Here is a 15,772-nt window from a genome sequence, read left to right on the forward strand (position 1 = left end):
GGTGCGCGCCGGGCACTGGGTGGGTGCGTCGGGTGGGTACGTCGGGTGGTCAGCGGCCCTGGGCCGCTCCGGTGTTGCCAGGGGCGGTCGCCCCGGTCCCCGCGTTGTCCGCGGCGATGCGCACGGCCAGGGCGTGACTGCAGGGCCCGCGGCGGCCCCGGTGCTCGGCCCACCACTGGCACGTACACGCCGACGCCCCACGGGTGGTTCCGGCGTCGCCCCGCACCCGGTGCGTGCGCCCGTCGGTCGTCGTGACCTCCGCGAGGCCCGGGCCCAGGCTGCGCACGCCGCCCGCGGCGACGATCGCGCGTGCGGCCCGCAGCCGCGGATTGTGGTCCTCGGCCCGGCCGGGGACGAACGGCAGCTCGCGGTGGAAGTACGCGGTCGCGGCGGGGTCGTAGCCCACACGGCCGTCCGCTCCGAGCCGGGTGAGCGCGGCGCGGGTGCGTTCGACCGTCAGCCCTGCCTCGGCAGCCAGCTCGGCGGTGTCGATCCGGGAGTCCCAGGCGAGCAGGACGGACAGCAGCTCGGCATCGGCCTCGACGTCCGGCCCGGCGAGATCGTCCAACACCGCTCCCTCTCCTGAGAACCCCCGACCCGTCTCGGGCGACAGCGTGAGCGTCAGCCGGAGGCCGGCCGGGAGGGATATCTCCCACGCTGCGGCCTGCGTGTCGCTGCGGGTGGTCACCGGCGGCCCGTAGAGGCGGAGGCCGCGCGCGTGGCGCAGCACGCGGCGCAGCGCGGTGAGGCGCTGCGGCCCGGGCAGGCACACGGCCCCCGGCACGGGCCGGGACGTGGTGCGCAGTCGCCCGTGGTTGGCGAGGACCCACCCCGCGCCGCGCGAGGCGTTGCCGGAACCGGCCCGCGGGAGGGTGCGCAGGAAGCGGAGCGCCTCGGCGGCGGGCACCTCGGCGCGGAGGTCGAACTGGGAGGCGATGACCGGTGTCTCGGCGAAGCCGCGTATCCAGCGGTCGGGCAGCGGGACTTTCTTCTCGACGATCCGGTCGCCGCCTGTTCGGACGGCGAGTTCGTCGGGCCCGACGGTGAGGCCGAGCGGCTCACGGGCAGTCAGCCGCCCGAGGGCGTCCCGCAGCGGGAGGTTGATGTCGACGTTCGTGGTGCCGCGGCCGACCTCCCCGCCGTCCAGTCCGGCTGGGGGCACGTCCAGCCGGGCGTGCACGCCGCAGCAGCCCGAGAACGACTCGAACCGCAGCCAGCCGCCCCCGGCTGTGACCACAGGATCGAGGCTCGCGGCCCCGCTCAGCCGGGGATCGTAGTACCGGGCGGCCGCCACGTCGGCGACGGCGAGCAGCGCCGCAGCGGACGCCTCGGGTTCGGTGAGGACCCCGTCGAAGAAGCGGGGGTTCGCGGCGGCCCCGGCCGGGGTGCGTCCCCCACTGGTCTGCAGGGCGAGAGCGTGCACGGCGGCGTCGAAGGCGGACGGGGCACGGTAGGTGTACGTCGTGGTGGCTGCGGGCATGTGACGGAACATTAGACCCAGGGTCTGACACTCCCGTCGCTCGCGGCCACCGTCTCGTGCCCGGGCCGCCACTGCCCGGCGCACCAGCTCACCGCCCAGGTACTCGCCGCCCCCGACGATCAGCATCCGCATGGCCGCCCACCCATAGCCCAAGGCCGTATAGGCAGGGCCTGTTTGGTTGTGATCAACCAGATGCGTGCAGGAGGTCATTGGTCCAGATCATCGAGGTGCGGAGGTGGAGGCCGGCGAGATAGCTCTCAGGCGTCTTGTCATATCGAGTCGCGATGCCCCACCAGGCGTCGGGGCAGAGCTCTACCAGCGCGCCACGGACGCCAGAGCTCATCAAGGCCCTCCGCGGCAAACGGGGCCGGCGCAAGGCCGACGCGTCCTGAAGCTCGCGGCCGGAGTTCAGGGCCGCCACGTGCGCAGCTGTTCGGCGATGCGGGCGGCAGCGCCCCGCGGGTCGCACGGCCCGCGGGCCAGGGCCGTGAGCCGCTCGCGGGTGGCAACCCGAACGCCGCCGTCCATCAGGCACATGGCGGCGACGGCGCAGGCGACGGTGAGGTCGGGCGCTCCAGCCGGCGGCATCGACGCTCCTGCGGGTGGGTCGCCTCGTCAACCAGGCCTGACGAGTAGATCCGAAAACCCGGGCGGACTACAGCCTGGGTAGAGCCTCGGTGGGATCCGGAGAGCGACGTTCCTGGAGCCAGTAGAGGGAGACGCGCAGGTCGGTTTCGAGTTCGCCGTCGAGGTAGGTTGATCCGCCACCGGCCACAACGACCATTGCTTACCGGCAGGAACGGCCACATCAACGACTCAACTCATCGACCGGACACGGCCTAGTAGCGTGCCGCGATACCCCTGGCAGCCAGGATCTCCAGGGAGCCGGGGATCATGTGCTCCAGCGCGCGCCCGCCGGTGAAGAGCTTGAGGTTCGGCAGCAGGTCCAGGTCGTCGAGGGAGCGGACGTCGAAGAGGTCGTCCTCGCCGTCCCAGACCGGGGCACACTCCATGAAGACTTGATGCCCGCCGTCGAAAGTCAACTCCTCCACGGTAGCGAGCAGCTCTGCGGGGATATTCAGCTCCTGGAAGTACGCGCGGGCCTCGTCGAGGATGGTGTACTCCAACTCGTTGTCCTCGACGTAAGTGTCGAGGTCATTAACGCCATGTGCCCGCATGTGCTCCCTCAGGCTGAACACAGGCGGCAGCGTCTTGTCCCAGTACATGAGCTTCTCGATGACGAGGAGCTTGAAGTTGAAGTCACGGAAGACGGTCATGGGACACGTATATCAACAGCGGCCGACATCCCTGCCGCTGCGGGGCTGTTCACCATCATCGGTACCCCCGGGTACGCTTGCGCCACCTCGGGCCCTGCCCTGAGCCGTGGCGCGAGCATCGGTCGGGAACAAGTGGGGACAACCCAACGGCAGACTCTCCTGGACCACAGACCTTGGGCCGGAGACACTGCTCGTCGACGTGTGTGGTGCGAACGACGGGCGGGGTACGGTCCGCGTCGGACAGCGCTCCGGCGGGTGGAGCGCGTGGGAGGGAAATCGGGTGCCGGAGCGGTACCGCGTGGAGTGGACCTACGAGGGCAGCTCGATGGCGTCGTACGACACCTACGACCTGGCCGGCGCCGAGCGCTACCGGGCCAGGGTCGCGGAGGACCCGATCGCCAAGGACGTCCGTATCGTGGAGGCCGAGCCCGAGTAGCCGGCCTGACCGCGTGGCGCCGGCCGACGCCTGAGAGGTGCCCGGCAGCATGCGTTCGCCGTCCAGGCGGGGCGGTGAGACCCCGGTCGCACGGGGTGGGCGAAGGCGGCCGAGACCGGGGCCGAGGCACCGTCGCTTCGTCCTCGGCCTGTGAACCGAGGATCTCGACGGGCAGCCCGGCCAGCAGGTGGGCAACGCGGGGGCGTCGTAGCCGGCGTCCAGCACGACCAGGACCTTGGGATCGCCCGGCTGCCACTGCCCGGCAGCGATGAGCTGCTCGACGACTTCACGGATCTGTACCGTGGTCACCGCGGCGACGTCGGCGCCGGGCTCCAGCCGGGCCGCGTCCAGCACCGCCGTCCAGGAAGTGCGGCCCGTCTCCAGCGCGGCCACCACCGAGTACGGCAAGCCGGGCACCATCTGGTGCTTGCCCTCACCCCGGCCGAACGTATGACAAAAGGCCAGGTCAGAGTTCACCGACGCCGCGGTGCGAACGCCTGGGCCGTCCTCCTCGCGGCCCTCCAGGGCCAGGAGTTGATCGATGGTGTCGGCGGTGAGCAGCTGGGCTCTGGGGCGAGCGGGCTTGTCGAACGCGAGGCGTACCGACGCGGCGACGTCGGCGACCTCGATATCCGCGCGGGCGTACGAGAACCAGCCCTCGGTCTCGGCGCGACGGAAGTCCTTCAGGCCTCACCCCTCAGGGCGAAGCTCAGGGCCCACAGCAGGCTGGGTCTTGCGTCCCTACCTTGGTGCCCTCGCAGTGCAGGCTGCGTACCCGCAGTTCTCGCAGTTCTCGCCGGGCGGCATGCGCCAGGCGTTGAGGGTGTAGCGCACCAGGATGCGGGTGGAGAAGCACTCGCGCATCTCCGGGCCGCCCAGGGAGTGGGCGGTGACGGACTGGGCGACCAGCAGCAGCCGGGGAGGCTTCGGACCGTTCAGCGCGGGCGCCCCCTGATGCCGGCAGGCGCGCCGGCATCAGGCTGCGGCCGGAGGATGCGATGAGTTGGCGGCGCGGCGGTATTCGGCGTTGATGCGCTGGGCTTCCTCGAGTTGGTCTTCAAGGATGACGATGCGGCAGGCGGCGTCGATGGGGGTGCCCTGGTCAACGAGCTCACGGGCTCGGGCGGCGATACGGAGCTGGTAACGGGAGTAGCGGCGGTGGCCGCCCTCGGATCGCGGCGGTGCAATCAAGCGGGCTTTGTCCAGGGCGCGGAGGAAGCCGGGGGTGGTGCCGAGTATTTCGGCGGCCCGGCCCATGGTGTAGGCGGGGTAGTCGTCGTCATCGAGACGGTCAAGGGAGTCGTCTGCTGTCATTTCACCTCGCTGGTGAGCGCATTGGGTGGGCGGGAACGCATGGAGGGGCCTTGGTGCCGTACGGCACCAAGGCCCCGAAGGAATTTCAACACCATCTGCCGGCCCTCATGCTGCGCCGGCCTACTGTGTCCGCAGGCCCTGCCCGGGAAATTGCTGGGCGGGGGTGCGGGGATCGCGGTGCGTGACCGGAGACCACCTGCCTATCTGAGGTCTTGCGTACCCGGGCTGTGCTGCCGCCCGGGCGATCCTGATGGCGCTCGAATCCTCCGTTCTTCCCTCTGGAATCAACTGCTTTTCAAACTGCTGTGCTGCGAACTGCTGGGTGTTGCTGGTGATGCGACCTGCTCGTGGCCTCTAGAGCCACTTCGTCCGGCAGCCAGCCCCGTCGCCCGTCCTGCGTCTGCTCTGGCTTGGAACCCCACTGCCGGACCTCTCAGCACGCGCGCCCGCAGCCGGCGCCTTTACTGAGAGACCTCTGGGTACTGCGCTGCTGCGTACTGCACCTACGGAACTGCCTACTGCTCATGGCGGCCCCTGATCACTGCGGGCCACCCGGTCCGGTCGTCAGTTCCGTCGCCGTCCTGCAACAACCCTGGCTTCGGAACTCCACCACCGCACCGAACTGCGTACTGCTGCCCGGCAGTTCATCTCTGCCGGGCCCTGCTCGATCTTGGCTGCGAGAGAAACCATAACCACACCACCACCCAATGTCTACTCCATCCAACATAGATTTCCGCACACAGAAGGCAGAGGAAGCATGCACTTGCTGACAGCGGTCGCGGATGACTGACGGCCTCCCAGCGGGCCAGGCTGTCGGCGCCCTGAACCGGGCTTTGAGCCGGCGGACGATCCACGCTCGCCCTCGTGCCGCCGAAAGGATGACGGCGCGCCGAGGGACACGACGCTCACCGCAGACGGAATCAACCCTCGCCCCCAACGTCCCGTCGACCCGGCTGCCTCGGCTGCCTCCTCCCATCAGCTGCGCGACCTCGAAGCAGCTGTCGACCTCGGCGACGCCCAGGGCGTTCGGGCCGGGTGAGTGGGTGCTCGACTTGGGCGACCCGGACATCCCGGCAAACGAGTACGCCGAGGTTGCCCGGCAGGCCGCCGGCGGCATGACCGTCGCCAAGATCGCCGATGACTGGAGCGTGAATGTCGAGCGGGTCGAGCAGATCCTCGCCCACACCGGTGCGCCAGAGCCTGGCGAAGCGCCGGTCACGACCATCGCGTGGCGGCTGGGGCACCTGCAATTCAGCTTCGCGGGCGGATGCGAGTGGACCTTCGGTGAACGGCGGCAGGAGCCGAAGCTGTTGGTCGACTCACCCCCTCCGCCGCCTTGGCACTCGAGCGGTTCTGGGCGCTGATCGACCGCCGGCGCGACAGCGTCGCCGCCATCACCGACGAACCGCTCGACACGGTCGGCTTCTCGCAGTACCCGTACGGCTCCGACCCCGACGACCCATTCATCACCGTGCTGTCGGGGGCGGCCACCCTCGAATTCATCCACCACATGGCCGAGATGGCGTTGCTCCGCGACCTGTGGCGGGCCCGCTTCACCACTCCCGGGTAGGCCCGGGCGCGCCGTAAGGGTTCAATGGTGTTTCCGATCCACACGCCGGTTGAGCTGACAGGGCAGCGAAGCTGCTGGTAGAGGGGTTTTCGACCAAGAAATCCGTCTCCACCAGGGACTTCGTGTGCTTGTCTAGCCGTCCGGCATCGACGTGTCCAGCTCCACCCTGCGCTGACCCGATGGTCAGCAACCGCATTCCCGCCCCTCTTCATGCCGGACACGTTCGCCCGGTCGGATCGATGCTGTGGCTTCTTTCAGGGGAAAGCTCAACTGCCGTGGCGGCCCTCCCGGGCTGTCCTAATCCTCATCGGGGATGTCCAGGGCCGTTCCATACAGGCGAGACACCCGGATCCTGATCACCACGCGTCGATCCGCCACCAGTTGCTCCAGGAAGGTCGTCTCCTCTTCCGGATCCTCGAAGCCGGGGGTCAGGGCCAGTAGCTCGCGTCCGATCGCATCACCCGGCACGGTCGTCGCCTCCGATACCTCCGCCTCGCCCTCGGCGACGGCGAACGACCAGACGTTCGGGCCGTTGACGTGCAGGGCGGCATGCGGGTCGTGGCGCAGCTGGCGCACTTTGATGCGGTCGGCCGTGGTGGAGATCCGCAGGACGCGCTCCTTGGGGTTCCAGCGGTAGAGCACGGTCGACAGGTGGGGGTGGCCGCTGCGCTTGACGCTCGCGAGTACTCCGAACTGCTGCTCCTCCAGTAGCCGGGCAAGCTCCTGCTCCGTCAGCACCCGGGGCGCGGGTCCGGGGCCCGGCTTGCTCTCATTCGTCTCGTTCTCGTTCTCGATCACGGTCGTGGGCGTGGGCGCATTCATGTGGGAGGGGCCTTTCGCTGGTACCGGAGAGGATCAGGCAGGACGGAGATCAGGCGACGGTGGCGTGGACCGCAACCGGGGCGTCGTCCGCCGACTCCGCGATGGGCGGCTTCGGCTGGCGCAGTACGGTGAACGCGACGACGAAGGCAGTGACGAGGAGCCCCGCGCCAACAGTGAAGGCCAGGTGGTAGCCGCCGGTCAGTGCCTCGGCCCGGCTCTTGCCCTTCGCGAGCAGGCCGTCACTGCGGGAGGCCGCCAGGGTGGAGAGCACCGCGACGCCCAGGGCCATCCCCATCTGCTGGGTGGTGTTGAACAACCCGGAGGCGAGCCCGGCGTCTTCATCCTTCGCGCCGGACATGCCGAGGATGGTCAACGCCGGGAGGGCGAGTCCGAGGCCGGCGGCGAGGAGCATCACCGGGAGCAGGTCCGTGACGTAGTTGGCGTGGACGGGTACGCGGGTGAGCAGCCCGAGGACCCCGATCAGGAGCACGAGTCCCGCCAGCAGCACATTGCGCTCGCCGAAGCGGGCGTTGAGCCGCGCGGAGATGCTCAGAGAGACCGCGCCGATGACGGCGGCGGCCGGGAGCATGGCCAGGCCGGTTTCGGCAGCGCCGTACCCGAGGACCTCCTGCAGGTAGAGGGCGACGAGGATCTGGAAGGAGAACAACGCGGCCAACATGAGGACTTGGACCAGGTTGGCTCCCGCGACGCTGCGCGACCGGAAGACCCGCAGCGGCATGAGCGGGGTCTTGGCGGTGGCCTGACGGGCGACGAACGCGGCGAGCAGGAGAAGCGAGAGGGTGCCGAAGCCGAGCGTGGGCGCCGAGGTCCAGCCGTACTCCTCGACCTTGACGACGGTGTAGATGCCCAGCATCAGCCCCGCGGTGACCAGGAGGGCGCCGATGACGTCGGCTCCGGCCTTCAGGCCGAGCCCTCGGTCGGCGGGCAGGACGGGCATGGCGACGGCGAGGGCCACGAAACCGATCGGCAGGTTGATGAAGAAGATCCAGTGCCAGTTGAGGGCGTCGGTGAGGACACCGCCGACCACCTGGCCGATCGACGCCCCGGCGGCGCCGGTGAAGCTGAAGACGGCGATCGCCTTGGCCCGCTCCTTGGGATCGGCGAACAGCGTCACGAGGATACCGAGGCTGACCGCGGCGGCCATCGCGCTACCGATCCCCTGCAGGAACCGGGCGGCGATCAGTACAGCGGGAGAGGTCGCGATGCCCGCCAGGAGCGAGGCGGCGGTGAAGACGGCGGTGCCGGCCAGGAACATGCGCTTGCGGCCGATCAGGTCGCCGAGCCGACCGGCGAGCAGGAGCAGGCTGCCGAACGCGATCAGGTAGGCGTTGACGACCCAGCTGAGGCCGACGGGCGAGAAGCCCAGGTCATCCTGGATTGCCGGCATCGCCACGGTCACGATGCTGCCGTCGAGGATGATCATCAGCATCCCTGTGGCGATGACCCCGAGGGCCAGCCAGCGTGAGCGGGGAGCTGCGGGAGGGGGAGCGGGGTTGACGGACATGCGGCTTCTCCTGTCGGGTGGGACAACAGGAGTGACCGTAGCAGATGGTTTTGTTGCAGACTATTTCTTTCGGTCGGATTTCTTCTTACTGGCGTGCCCGCCGAGCCGGCCGGGGGCTCGCGGCGGGGCTGGCCAGAACTCCGTCGACCAGGTGCTTCAGTGCCCGCAGCAGGGCATCTCGGTCACCCTCGGGGAGCGCTGCCAGTGCCTCCCGGTGTACGCCGTCGACGATCTCCTGACTCCCCCTGGCGACGCGGGCACCCTCTTCGGTGACTGCGATGATCCGGGCCCGCCGATCCTGGGCGGAGGGCCGTCGCTCGGCGAGACCGGCCTTCTCCAGGGCGTCTACCGTCACCACCATCGTGGTCTTGTCCATGTCCCCGAGTTCGGCGAGCTGCGCCTGGGTGCGCTCTCCCTCCAGGGCGTGGACCAGTACGCAGTGCATGCGCGCGGTCAGCCCGATCTCGGCGAGCGCCGCCGACATCCGGGTTCGCAGGACATGACTGGTGTGATCCAGCAAGAACGACAGGTCCGGTTCTGTGCGCGTGGGTGTCATGGCGGTCATGTCCACCAGCGTAGCAATTGGTTCTTTGGTGGATTATCCGGAAGAGGACTGTCTTGGCTCGGTGTATGTGGGGAGACTGGCCGGAAAGCGGTGGAAAGGTCCGTGGGCGGCGGGCGCCCTTGCAGCAGGGCCCGGTACAAGCGTGCAGTGTCGGCCGCGGTCGTGCCGAGGACGGTCTGAGCCGGCGGGTAGGAGTTGTCACGCGGCCCGAGGGGCGCGAAGACGCGGCGTTCGAGGTTGGTGCGCGGGTCGCGGTCGGTGATCCGTTCGACGATCAGGTCGAGCAGCAGCAGGTAGTTGTTGGTGTTGGTGTTGGTGCACCGGAACCGGGTGCCGGGAGCCGCGCAGTACTGGGATTGAGCAAGGCCGATGCCGATCGCGGGGCCAGTACTGGTCAAGCACGCGGAAGTGGGGAAGCAGCCCGTCGATGCAGTCGTACAGCCCGCTCGTGTGGTTGAACAGCCGACGGTTGCCGGTGCGGACCTGGTCGGGCAACAGGCTCTGCACGGTGTCGTCGAGTCGCAACCGGCGCTCGGCGACGAATTGCAGGACGGCCGTTGCGGTGAAGATCTTGGCGACACTCCCCTGTGCGGAACTTCAGGTCCGGTTCCATCAGCGTGCCGGCGGACCGGTCGGCGACGCCATCCGGTCCGCCGAGTTCCTGGTCTGTCTCGCCTTCGCAGACCAGGCCGCGCACAACGCCCGTCTCGCCGCCGTTCGGAGAGACCCTCGCGGGCATCCACTCGCGTGTTGCCCAGGCCATCGGCAATGGCACGGTATGCGGCGAGGTCGCCGAGGGTGTCGACGCCGCCGACCAGGCCCTGCGGATCGTGGCGTTCACCGAAGGGCTCGCCCCGCATGCGTACATCGACCCCAACGCCACACCGAAACCGGCGATCCTTGCCGCGCTGGACGACCAACTCGGCCGCGTATTCACCGGAAGGTGCCCGGTGCCCGGTGCCCGAAGACACCACGCCAGCGTAGGTACAGGCTCAGAGCCGTGGATCAGAAACACCCACCCGACAAGGGCTACGACTACGACCACCTGCGCAGATGGCTCCTAAAAAGGGCATCCGCCACCGCCGGGTCGTCGAGAGGACGGTGTCCTGGCCGGCCGGATGCCGTCGCTTGCATCACCGCTACGAACGCAAGGCCGAGCACTTCCCGGCCTTCGTCGGTATAGCCGCAGCCCTCATCAACTACCGCCGACTCACTTCGTAGACAACAACGACTAGGATCTACGGCGACATCGCGTGTCGGTCACCGGCTGGGTGAGGCATGGAGGTGTCGGGAGATGCCCTCGGAGGCATTCCTTGTCAGTCGAGTTGAACCACACGATCGTCCACGCCCGGGACAACCGGGAGTCCGCAGAATTCTTCGCGAACCTGCTCAGCCTTGAAATCACCGCCGAGTGGGGCCCGTTCATCGCGGTAGACCTGAGCAACGGCGTCACGCTGGACTTCGCCACGATCCCCGCGGACAGGATCACCCCCCAGCACTACGCTTTCTTGATCTCCGAGGAGGAGTTCGACGCGGCGTACGCGCAGATCAGGCAGCGCGGCATCGAGCACTACGCCGACCCGCGCCAGCAACAGCCTGGCACGTTCAACCACAACGACGGCGGCCGCGGCGTGTACTTCATGGACCCGGTGGGCCACGCCATGGAACTCATCACCGTGCCGTACGGCGGCTGGACCTCGTAAGCACATGCGCCGAGGGCCGCACCCCAGCGCGGAGTGCGGCCCTCAACCGCTGCTTGTGCCCGATGGGCTCGCGGCCGGCGCCCTGCAATTATGGGGTGCGCCGGCGTTCTGGTATCGGTCGGCGGGGAGCCGCAGTGCGGGGTTGGACACGTCACAGGCCACGGCGTAGTTCATGCGGATTTCACCGAGGTCGACGGTCTGCTCGGCGAAGGCGTGCGGGACGAAGATGTCCGCGTGGTCGGCCGCTTCCAGGTGGTTCATCGGTCGGTTCCCGTCAGCACGACGGTTGCCAGCCACAGGTCGCCGGCCGCAGGAACGTGAAGCGGCTGATGACGTTCGCCGACGAGTGCGCGGCCAGGGACGTCGTGGCGATGCCGGGGTGGGCGAGCACCGACCGGGCCGGGCTGCCCAACGCCGTCAGCCGCCGCTGCAGTTCCAGGGGGAACAGCACGACCGCGAGCTTGGAGTCCCGGTAGGCGTTCATCCGGTGGTACCTGCGCGACCGCCGGTCGAAGTCGCCCACATTCAGCTTGGACTGCCGGTGCAGCCGGCTGGTCACGCTGATGACGCGGCCGGTCAGGTGCGGCAGGAGCAGGTTGGTCAGGACGAATGGTCCGGTGTAGTTCGTCGCGGTCTGCACGTCGAAACCGTCCGCGGTCCGCGCCGCCGGGACGTCCCACGTCCAGGCGCCGGACATCGAAGTCGCCGGGCATCCCCGGGATCGCCCGGCGGCCTTTCTCCGGGCTGCGCACCTCCAGCACGACACGGGCGCCGACGCGCCCAAGCTCGCGGGCAGTGACCAGGCCGCTGCCGCTGCCGGCTGCGGTGATGAGTACCGTCTTGCCGGTCATGCCCGGCAGGTCGGCAGCTGTCCACTTGGCCATGGGGCCCCTCTCGTCTCAGTCACTGCGGTGTCGGTCGCTGCGCGCCCCAGTCGTTGCGGAACGCGTTACGTCGTTCCGCAACGACCAGTGGACGGCACCCGGCAACGCGGATGAAGGACCCGCTCAGCCACTGATTCGCAGTCAGTGGCTGGGGTCGCTCGCGGCTGCGACGCCGGTGGACGTACGGCGGCCTCAACCGGCGTCCGAAACGGCACTCGCCCCCTGGGGGGACCCATCTGAGCAGACGGTGGACCGCGCGTCGTTGGGCGCCTTCCTGCGTGCCCGGCGGGAGGCACTGCAACCGGAAGACGGAGTTCGCGTCAGTGTGGGACCGGCAGGAGGTCGGCCTGCACTGGGGCGAGGCAAAACGGATCGTTCACCCACAGGTCGGGCGCATCGACCTGTTCTGCCAGAACCTGCAGAACCCCGACCAGTCGCAGTCCCTGCTCATCTTCACCGCGACGCCCGGCACTGACAGCTACGACAAGCTGGCTCTGTTGAACGTCCTCGGCGCGGACAGCTTCCCTGTCGGCGGACAGCCGCGATTCCTCCGGCGGGGGTTCTCCGCTGTTCAAGAACATTCACCGCCGACGGCACGCGGTGGAGCGATGCGGTCGGACGCCCGCGGGAACGGCGAAACCCGGACTCGTGAACTGCTCCTGCTCCAGCAGATACTGCCCCCGATGGTCGACACCGTGGAGCGCGCCGAATCCGTGGGCGGCAGTCCGGACATCGCACCGACGCTCCCGTCCCGCAGTACGACGGACACCGGCAGCTGATGGCGCACGAGAAAGCCACATCCGGTCCGCAGCCGCGTTTCATAGGTGGTCCCGTTTCAACACCGGGCGCCGCCGATGTCGCCGCCGGTCGCTTTGTTTCACGGGTCGTTTCCTCCCCTCACTTCGTGAAACGGACTCGTGAAACAGTCGGCGCGTGATCACCAACCCGTACCTGCTCGTCGGGTCGCACGCCTGCCTGATGTCCACCTGCAGGGCCCCGGCGGGCTCACCCGCCGCACACCCTCCTGCAAGGTCGCGCTCAAGTACCACACCGCGCGCTGTGCACCGCTCGCTGGGCCCGAAAGGTCACCCTCGTGGTGCGCGAGATGAAGCGCCTGGGCCGCGGCGCCCTGGAAATTAGCCAGACCTGTCAACGACCAAATCCCCGGCACGGCCAGAAGAAACGACGAAGCGCCGCGGAAGGGGTCAGCCACGGACCGGGATCGAGGAAGAGGTGCGGAGGATGTTGCCGGCGGCGTCGAGTGCCTCGGCGACGACGTACTCCGGGACGCCGTTGATCTCGACGAGGGTGGTCTCGAAGCCCGTACGGGAGGAGGCGCGCCCTCGTCGGAGGGCTGGGTGCCGTCGGGCGAGCTGCTGCTCCAGATCTTCCAGGGCTCGTGGCCGCGCAGGGGGGCCGAGGAGAGGCGCCGGACCGCGAGTCAGACGTGCGTCACCACGGCGCCACGTCCTGGCCCGTGGCGGAGCGCCACAGCGCGGAGAACGCTGACGACGGCCGGCCGTTGAAATCGCGGGGCGAAGGAAGCTTGCCGAGCAGGTCCAGCACCGCGCTGAGGTGCCCACACTCCGCGGCCTGCTCGATGAGCAGCTCGGTCGGCCTTTCGCGCTTGGCCCGTGGCGTCTTGAGCAGCTCGGCGTGCGCTTCCGCGAGGGCCGCGAGGTCGGCTTCGCTCGGCGTCGCCGGCAGCGTCCGCCTCGTGCGCTTCTCGGCGATCCGCAAGGCATTCTCGTATCGCGACTCCACTATCAACTCCGGGACATCGGGCGGGCCCAAGCGAAGCAGATCGGTCCGGCCGAGGTCGGCCAGTATGCCGATCACCGGCGACATCCACCAGTCCCAGTCCGGGGCCCAATCCTTGAGGAACCCTTCGGCCATGTCGAGCCGACCGGTGCCCAGCAGGTAGAGCAGCCACGGCACGGAGTAGGACGTGCTGGGGGACTTCCGCCACTCCTCGCCGCGTGCCCACAGCACTCGGGCCTCGTCCTCGCGTCCGCACTCGGTGAGCGCCCAGATGATCGTGAGACGGTTCTGCCACGCGTTGGCCTCCGGCTCGATCGCGTCGCGGGCGCGGGCGAACCACACGTCGGCGGCGGCCGTATCGCCCATGGCGTGGTGGGCGCCGCCGACCGAGGATGCCACGTCAGCGACGTTGTACGGTCCGAGGGCCGCCTCCGCGCCCGCCTCGACGTCGGCGAAGAACACACCCGCCTCGTCGGTTCGTCCCGCACGGGCCAGGATCATCGCCACGTCAGCGGAAGCCGCGACGCGCTGGTCCGTCTCCGGGATCGCGTCGAGCATTTCCAAGGCCCCGCCGACCTCCCCCTGTCGGGCCCGCAGCCGGGCCGCATGGCGGAGGTGCTCGCAGACGTGGTAGTTCGAGTTGCTACTGAGATCGGAGACGGAGTCTCGCGCCGCCGAGAACAGTTCATCCAGCGTCGCCGTGTTGGGCGGTGGCCATGACCCGTCGCCTTTTGCCTGAGCGCTCGCCTCCGCATCCCGGGCCTGCTGCCCGACGTACTCCTGCACGTACCAGCCGAGGCCGCGATCCCCGAGCAGCTCGGCGGCGGCCTTCGCGTCCGGCACGATCTCGAGCCCGCCCCACTGCACCGGCCAGGCGAAACGCCGGTCGACGGACCAGGCCAGCACCGCCTCCAGGTCTTCCCTGCGGTCCGACGGCGCGATGACCACCCCCTCTTCGAAGGCCGCGCACCAGGTGTCGTCGTCCAGCGCGAAGTTGACGGGGTGATCGTCGAACGCGTACTCGTGCTCCACGCACCGAGGTCCCGGTGGTTCGCGGAGGAATTCGAAATCGCTCAACACCGCGCCGGTGTCGGTCCGATGGAAGGTCACACCGGTCGATCCCACGGAGACCCGCACCCTGCCCGAGCCGCCGACCGCTGAGGCGCCGTGCCAGACACCCGCCTCCTGTCGCTGCTCCTTGGTCAGCCACCTCATCTGTTTGGTCGTCATGTCGATCGCGAAGGTCTGCCGGCGCTTCGCGTCGTACGCAAGGAGCCGACTGCCGTCCCGCGACCAGCTGACGCCCTCCAGCCACAACCCGGCGTCGTCGTCCTCCTGCTCCCCGAACTCCGTGGGAAGCTCCTCGGTCAGCAGATACTGATGCGACGGCGGCGCGTCCTCGGGCATCCACAACAGATCGCCCGCCTCCAGCGGAACGACGCAGCCCTTGACCGCGCAGGGGGACGCCGACTGAATGAACGCCCTCCGGCCATCGGGCGCCAGCGCCCATCCTGGCGGCCTGCTCGCCCCATTCGTCACCTGCGCACTGGCGATGGGGTAGGTGTGTGTCGCGCCGCCGAACGGATCGAACACCCCTACGTGGTTGGTGTGGTAGGCGAGCCCTACACGGGTGCTGTCAGCCGACCACTGGATGGTGTTGTCGTAGCCGGGCCAGCCGACGCCGCCTTGGATCCGGTCGAGAACGTTGACGCAACGACCGCTGGCGATCTCCCAGATCTGCAGCGCACCACCGCGGTGGTAGTCGTCGCCGCACCAGCTGCCGGTCGCCAGATAGCATCCACACGGGCTGATGGCGTAGTGATCGATCTCCGTGAAGTGGCGGAACGGATGCTGCAGGCGCGTGCTGCCGAGGCTGCGAATCCCCTCAGTGGCGAAGCGGTGCACCTCGGTGACTCCGTGCGTCCGTTCCAATTCCTGCAGCCGATTCCGCAGCGGCAGCAGGTCCCGCTCGGACACGAAGGCGGACCAGTCCGCTTCCCCCAGGACGCCCAGCAGCGAGTCCGGGTCCGCTGCCGATGCCAGCGACGCGTGGTCCAGGAAGCTGCTCGGCTCATCGGCGCCGGGCTCAACGCCGGCCGAGGCCTCGGCCGCCTGCTTGAGCATGGCCCGCAACGTGTTCCAGTCGTAGATCGGTATGCCGAGTTGGCTTGCCGCCCCGATCTTGTGACCGGCCACATCATGCGAGCGGAAGATCAGGTCCGTCTTGCTGGACACCGTTCTCGTCACCCGCGCGCCCAGCGCCTCGAGCCCGGCCTTCGCCTCGGCCTGCGACAGGCCGTGGAACCGGCCCATCAACACAACTGTCTTTCCCCGAAGATCCATGGTTGCACCGTAGGGCCACCCACTGACAGGCACTGACAGGCACTGACCTGGACCTTGGGACGCAACCCGATAGTCGCACGTAGAAAGTGCCC

15 protein-coding genes and 4 pseudogenes are annotated in these 15,772 nt (G+C 68.9%); 6 read left to right on the forward strand and 13 right to left on the reverse strand.

Annotated elements, in window-relative coordinates; genetic code table 11:
• Nucleotides 1-49: 49 nt before the first annotated feature.
• From ACIHCQ_RS32400 to ACIHCQ_RS32415, 4 genes are all read right to left on the reverse strand, one after another.
• Nucleotides 50-1,480 carry an SWIM zinc finger family protein gene (locus ACIHCQ_RS32400; RefSeq protein ID WP_399670394.1) on the reverse strand — a complete coding sequence of 477 codons (1,431 nt, stop codon included), beginning with the start codon at nt 1,478-1,480 and terminating at the stop codon, nt 50-52.
• Nucleotides 1,481-1,664: 184 nt separating this feature from the next.
• Nucleotides 1,665-1,823: a hypothetical protein gene (locus ACIHCQ_RS32405; protein ID WP_399670532.1), complete on the reverse strand. Its 159-nt coding sequence runs from the start codon at nt 1,821-1,823 to the stop codon at nt 1,665-1,667.
• A 65-nt stretch (nt 1,824-1,888) separates the two neighbouring features.
• Nucleotides 1,889-2,068, reverse strand: a complete 180-nt coding sequence (locus ACIHCQ_RS32410; protein ID WP_399670397.1) for a hypothetical protein — start codon at nt 2,066-2,068, stop codon at nt 1,889-1,891.
• 251 nt (nt 2,069-2,319) lie between these two features.
• Entirely contained in the window at nt 2,320-2,757 is a 438-nt protein-coding gene (locus ACIHCQ_RS32415) for a DUF6892 domain-containing protein (RefSeq protein ID WP_399670400.1), read from the reverse strand.
• Between the two features lie 280 nt (nt 2,758-3,037).
• On the opposite strand from ACIHCQ_RS32415, the gene ACIHCQ_RS32420 reads away from it, so the two are divergent.
• Complete coding sequence (locus tag ACIHCQ_RS32420) at nt 3,038-3,193, forward strand: hypothetical protein (RefSeq protein WP_399670535.1); 156 nt, start codon at nt 3,038-3,040, stop codon at nt 3,191-3,193.
• A 252-nt stretch (nt 3,194-3,445) separates the two neighbouring features.
• Here the strand turns inward: ACIHCQ_RS32420 and ACIHCQ_RS32425 are convergent.
• Together ACIHCQ_RS32425 and ACIHCQ_RS32430 are read right to left on the reverse strand one after the other, a co-directional pair.
• Nucleotides 3,446-3,670 (reverse strand): annotated as a pseudogene (locus ACIHCQ_RS32425) (transposase); the annotation flags it as partial.
• Between the two features lie 498 nt (nt 3,671-4,168).
• Nucleotides 4,169-4,507, reverse strand: coding sequence for a helix-turn-helix domain-containing protein (locus ACIHCQ_RS32430; protein WP_399670403.1), 339 nt, complete (start codon nt 4,505-4,507; stop codon nt 4,169-4,171).
• Nucleotides 4,508-5,517: 1,010 nt separating this feature from the next.
• On the opposite strand from ACIHCQ_RS32430, the pseudogene ACIHCQ_RS32435 reads away from it, so the two are divergent.
• Nucleotides 5,518-6,077, forward strand: a pseudogene (locus ACIHCQ_RS32435) (DinB family protein); the annotation flags it as partial.
• Nucleotides 6,078-6,374: 297 nt separating this feature from the next.
• On the opposite strand, the gene ACIHCQ_RS32440 reads toward ACIHCQ_RS32435, so the two are convergent.
• The 4 genes from ACIHCQ_RS32440 to ACIHCQ_RS32455 all read right to left on the reverse strand — a co-directional run bounded on the left by ACIHCQ_RS32440 (nt 6,375) and on the right by ACIHCQ_RS32455 (nt 9,387).
• Nucleotides 6,375-6,899, reverse strand: a complete 525-nt coding sequence (locus ACIHCQ_RS32440; protein ID WP_399670406.1) for a TIGR03618 family F420-dependent PPOX class oxidoreductase — start codon at nt 6,897-6,899, stop codon at nt 6,375-6,377.
• 49 nt (nt 6,900-6,948) lie between these two features.
• Entirely contained in the window at nt 6,949-8,424 is a 1,476-nt protein-coding gene (locus tag ACIHCQ_RS32445; RefSeq protein WP_399670409.1) for an MFS transporter, read from the reverse strand.
• Nucleotides 8,425-8,509: 85 nt separating this feature from the next.
• Nucleotides 8,510-8,989 carry a MarR family winged helix-turn-helix transcriptional regulator gene (locus tag ACIHCQ_RS32450; protein WP_399670412.1) on the reverse strand — a complete coding sequence of 160 codons (480 nt, stop codon included), beginning with the start codon at nt 8,987-8,989 and terminating at the stop codon, nt 8,510-8,512.
• Entirely contained in the window at nt 8,986-9,387 is a 402-nt protein-coding gene (locus tag ACIHCQ_RS32455) for a hypothetical protein (protein WP_399670538.1), read from the reverse strand. The genes ACIHCQ_RS32450 and ACIHCQ_RS32455 overlap by 4 nt, the downstream gene beginning before the upstream one ends.
• Nucleotides 9,388-9,606: 219 nt before the next feature.
• On the opposite strand from ACIHCQ_RS32455, the pseudogene ACIHCQ_RS32460 reads away from it, so the two are divergent.
• The 3 genes and pseudogenes from ACIHCQ_RS32460 to ACIHCQ_RS32470 all read left to right on the forward strand — a co-directional run.
• Nucleotides 9,607-9,861, forward strand: a pseudogene (locus ACIHCQ_RS32460) (TetR family transcriptional regulator C-terminal domain-containing protein); the annotation flags it as partial.
• A 65-nt stretch (nt 9,862-9,926) separates the two neighbouring features.
• Nucleotides 9,927-10,210 (forward strand): annotated as a pseudogene (locus tag ACIHCQ_RS32465) (IS5/IS1182 family transposase); the annotation flags it as partial.
• Nucleotides 10,211-10,302: 92 nt separating this feature from the next.
• On the forward strand, nt 10,303-10,692 hold the full coding sequence (locus ACIHCQ_RS32470) for a VOC family protein (protein ID WP_399670415.1): 390 nt from the start codon (nt 10,303-10,305) through the stop codon (nt 10,690-10,692).
• 42 nt (nt 10,693-10,734) lie between these two features.
• Here the strand turns inward: ACIHCQ_RS32470 and ACIHCQ_RS32475 are convergent, their stop codons facing one another.
• Nucleotides 10,735-10,953 carry a hypothetical protein gene (locus ACIHCQ_RS32475; RefSeq protein WP_399670417.1) on the reverse strand — a complete coding sequence of 73 codons (219 nt, stop codon included), beginning with the start codon at nt 10,951-10,953 and terminating at the stop codon, nt 10,735-10,737.
• 13 nt (nt 10,954-10,966) lie between these two features.
• Entirely contained in the window at nt 10,967-11,389 is a 423-nt protein-coding gene (locus ACIHCQ_RS32480; RefSeq protein WP_399670420.1) for a hypothetical protein, read from the reverse strand.
• A gap of 465 nt (nt 11,390-11,854) precedes the next feature.
• On the opposite strand from ACIHCQ_RS32480, the gene ACIHCQ_RS32485 reads away from it, so the two are divergent.
• Nucleotides 11,855-12,355 (forward strand): hypothetical protein, encoded by a 501-nt coding sequence (locus ACIHCQ_RS32485; protein ID WP_399670423.1) that lies wholly within the window; start codon nt 11,855-11,857, stop codon nt 12,353-12,355.
• Nucleotides 12,356-13,028: 673 nt separating this feature from the next.
• On the opposite strand, the gene ACIHCQ_RS32490 is transcribed toward ACIHCQ_RS32485, so the two are convergent.
• Nucleotides 13,029-15,680: a BRCT domain-containing protein gene (locus ACIHCQ_RS32490; RefSeq protein ID WP_399670426.1), complete on the reverse strand. Its 2,652-nt coding sequence runs from the start codon at nt 15,678-15,680 to the stop codon at nt 13,029-13,031.
• Nucleotides 15,681-15,772: the final 92 nt, after the last annotated feature.

The organism is Streptomyces sp. NPDC052236 (genome assembly GCF_044548015.1).
GTDB lineage: Bacteria > Actinomycetota > Actinomycetes > Streptomycetales > Streptomycetaceae > Streptomyces.

What these genes read in the sequence shown, in the direction of transcription:
- ACIHCQ_RS32400 (WP_399670394.1), bottom strand. Translation starts at nt 1,480, where the DNA reads ATGCCCGCAGCCACCACGACGTACACCTACCGTGCCCCGTCCGCCTTC.
- ACIHCQ_RS32405 (WP_399670532.1), bottom strand. Translation starts at nt 1,823, where the DNA reads ATGAGCTCTGGCGTCCGTGGCGCGCTGGTAGAGCTCTGCCCCGACGCC.
- ACIHCQ_RS32410 (WP_399670397.1), bottom strand. Translation starts at nt 2,068, where the DNA reads ATGCCGCCGGCTGGAGCGCCCGACCTCACCGTCGCCTGCGCCGTCGCC.
- ACIHCQ_RS32415 (WP_399670400.1), bottom strand. Translation starts at nt 2,757, where the DNA reads ATGACCGTCTTCCGTGACTTCAACTTCAAGCTCCTCGTCATCGAGAAG.
- ACIHCQ_RS32430 (WP_399670403.1), bottom strand. Translation starts at nt 4,507, where the DNA reads ATGACAGCAGACGACTCCCTTGACCGTCTCGATGACGACGACTACCCC.
- ACIHCQ_RS32440 (WP_399670406.1), bottom strand. Translation starts at nt 6,899, where the DNA reads ATGAATGCGCCCACGCCCACGACCGTGATCGAGAACGAGAACGAGACG.
- ACIHCQ_RS32445 (WP_399670409.1), bottom strand. Translation starts at nt 8,424, where the DNA reads ATGTCCGTCAACCCCGCTCCCCCTCCCGCAGCTCCCCGCTCACGCTGG.
- ACIHCQ_RS32450 (WP_399670412.1), bottom strand. Translation starts at nt 8,989, where the DNA reads ATGACCGCCATGACACCCACGCGCACAGAACCGGACCTGTCGTTCTTG.
- ACIHCQ_RS32475 (WP_399670417.1), bottom strand. Translation starts at nt 10,953, where the DNA reads ATGAACCACCTGGAAGCGGCCGACCACGCGGACATCTTCGTCCCGCAC.
- ACIHCQ_RS32480 (WP_399670420.1), bottom strand. Translation starts at nt 11,389, where the DNA reads ATGTCCGGCGCCTGGACGTGGGACGTCCCGGCGGCGCGGACCGCGGAC.
- ACIHCQ_RS32490 (WP_399670426.1), bottom strand. Translation starts at nt 15,680, where the DNA reads ATGGATCTTCGGGGAAAGACAGTTGTGTTGATGGGCCGGTTCCACGGC.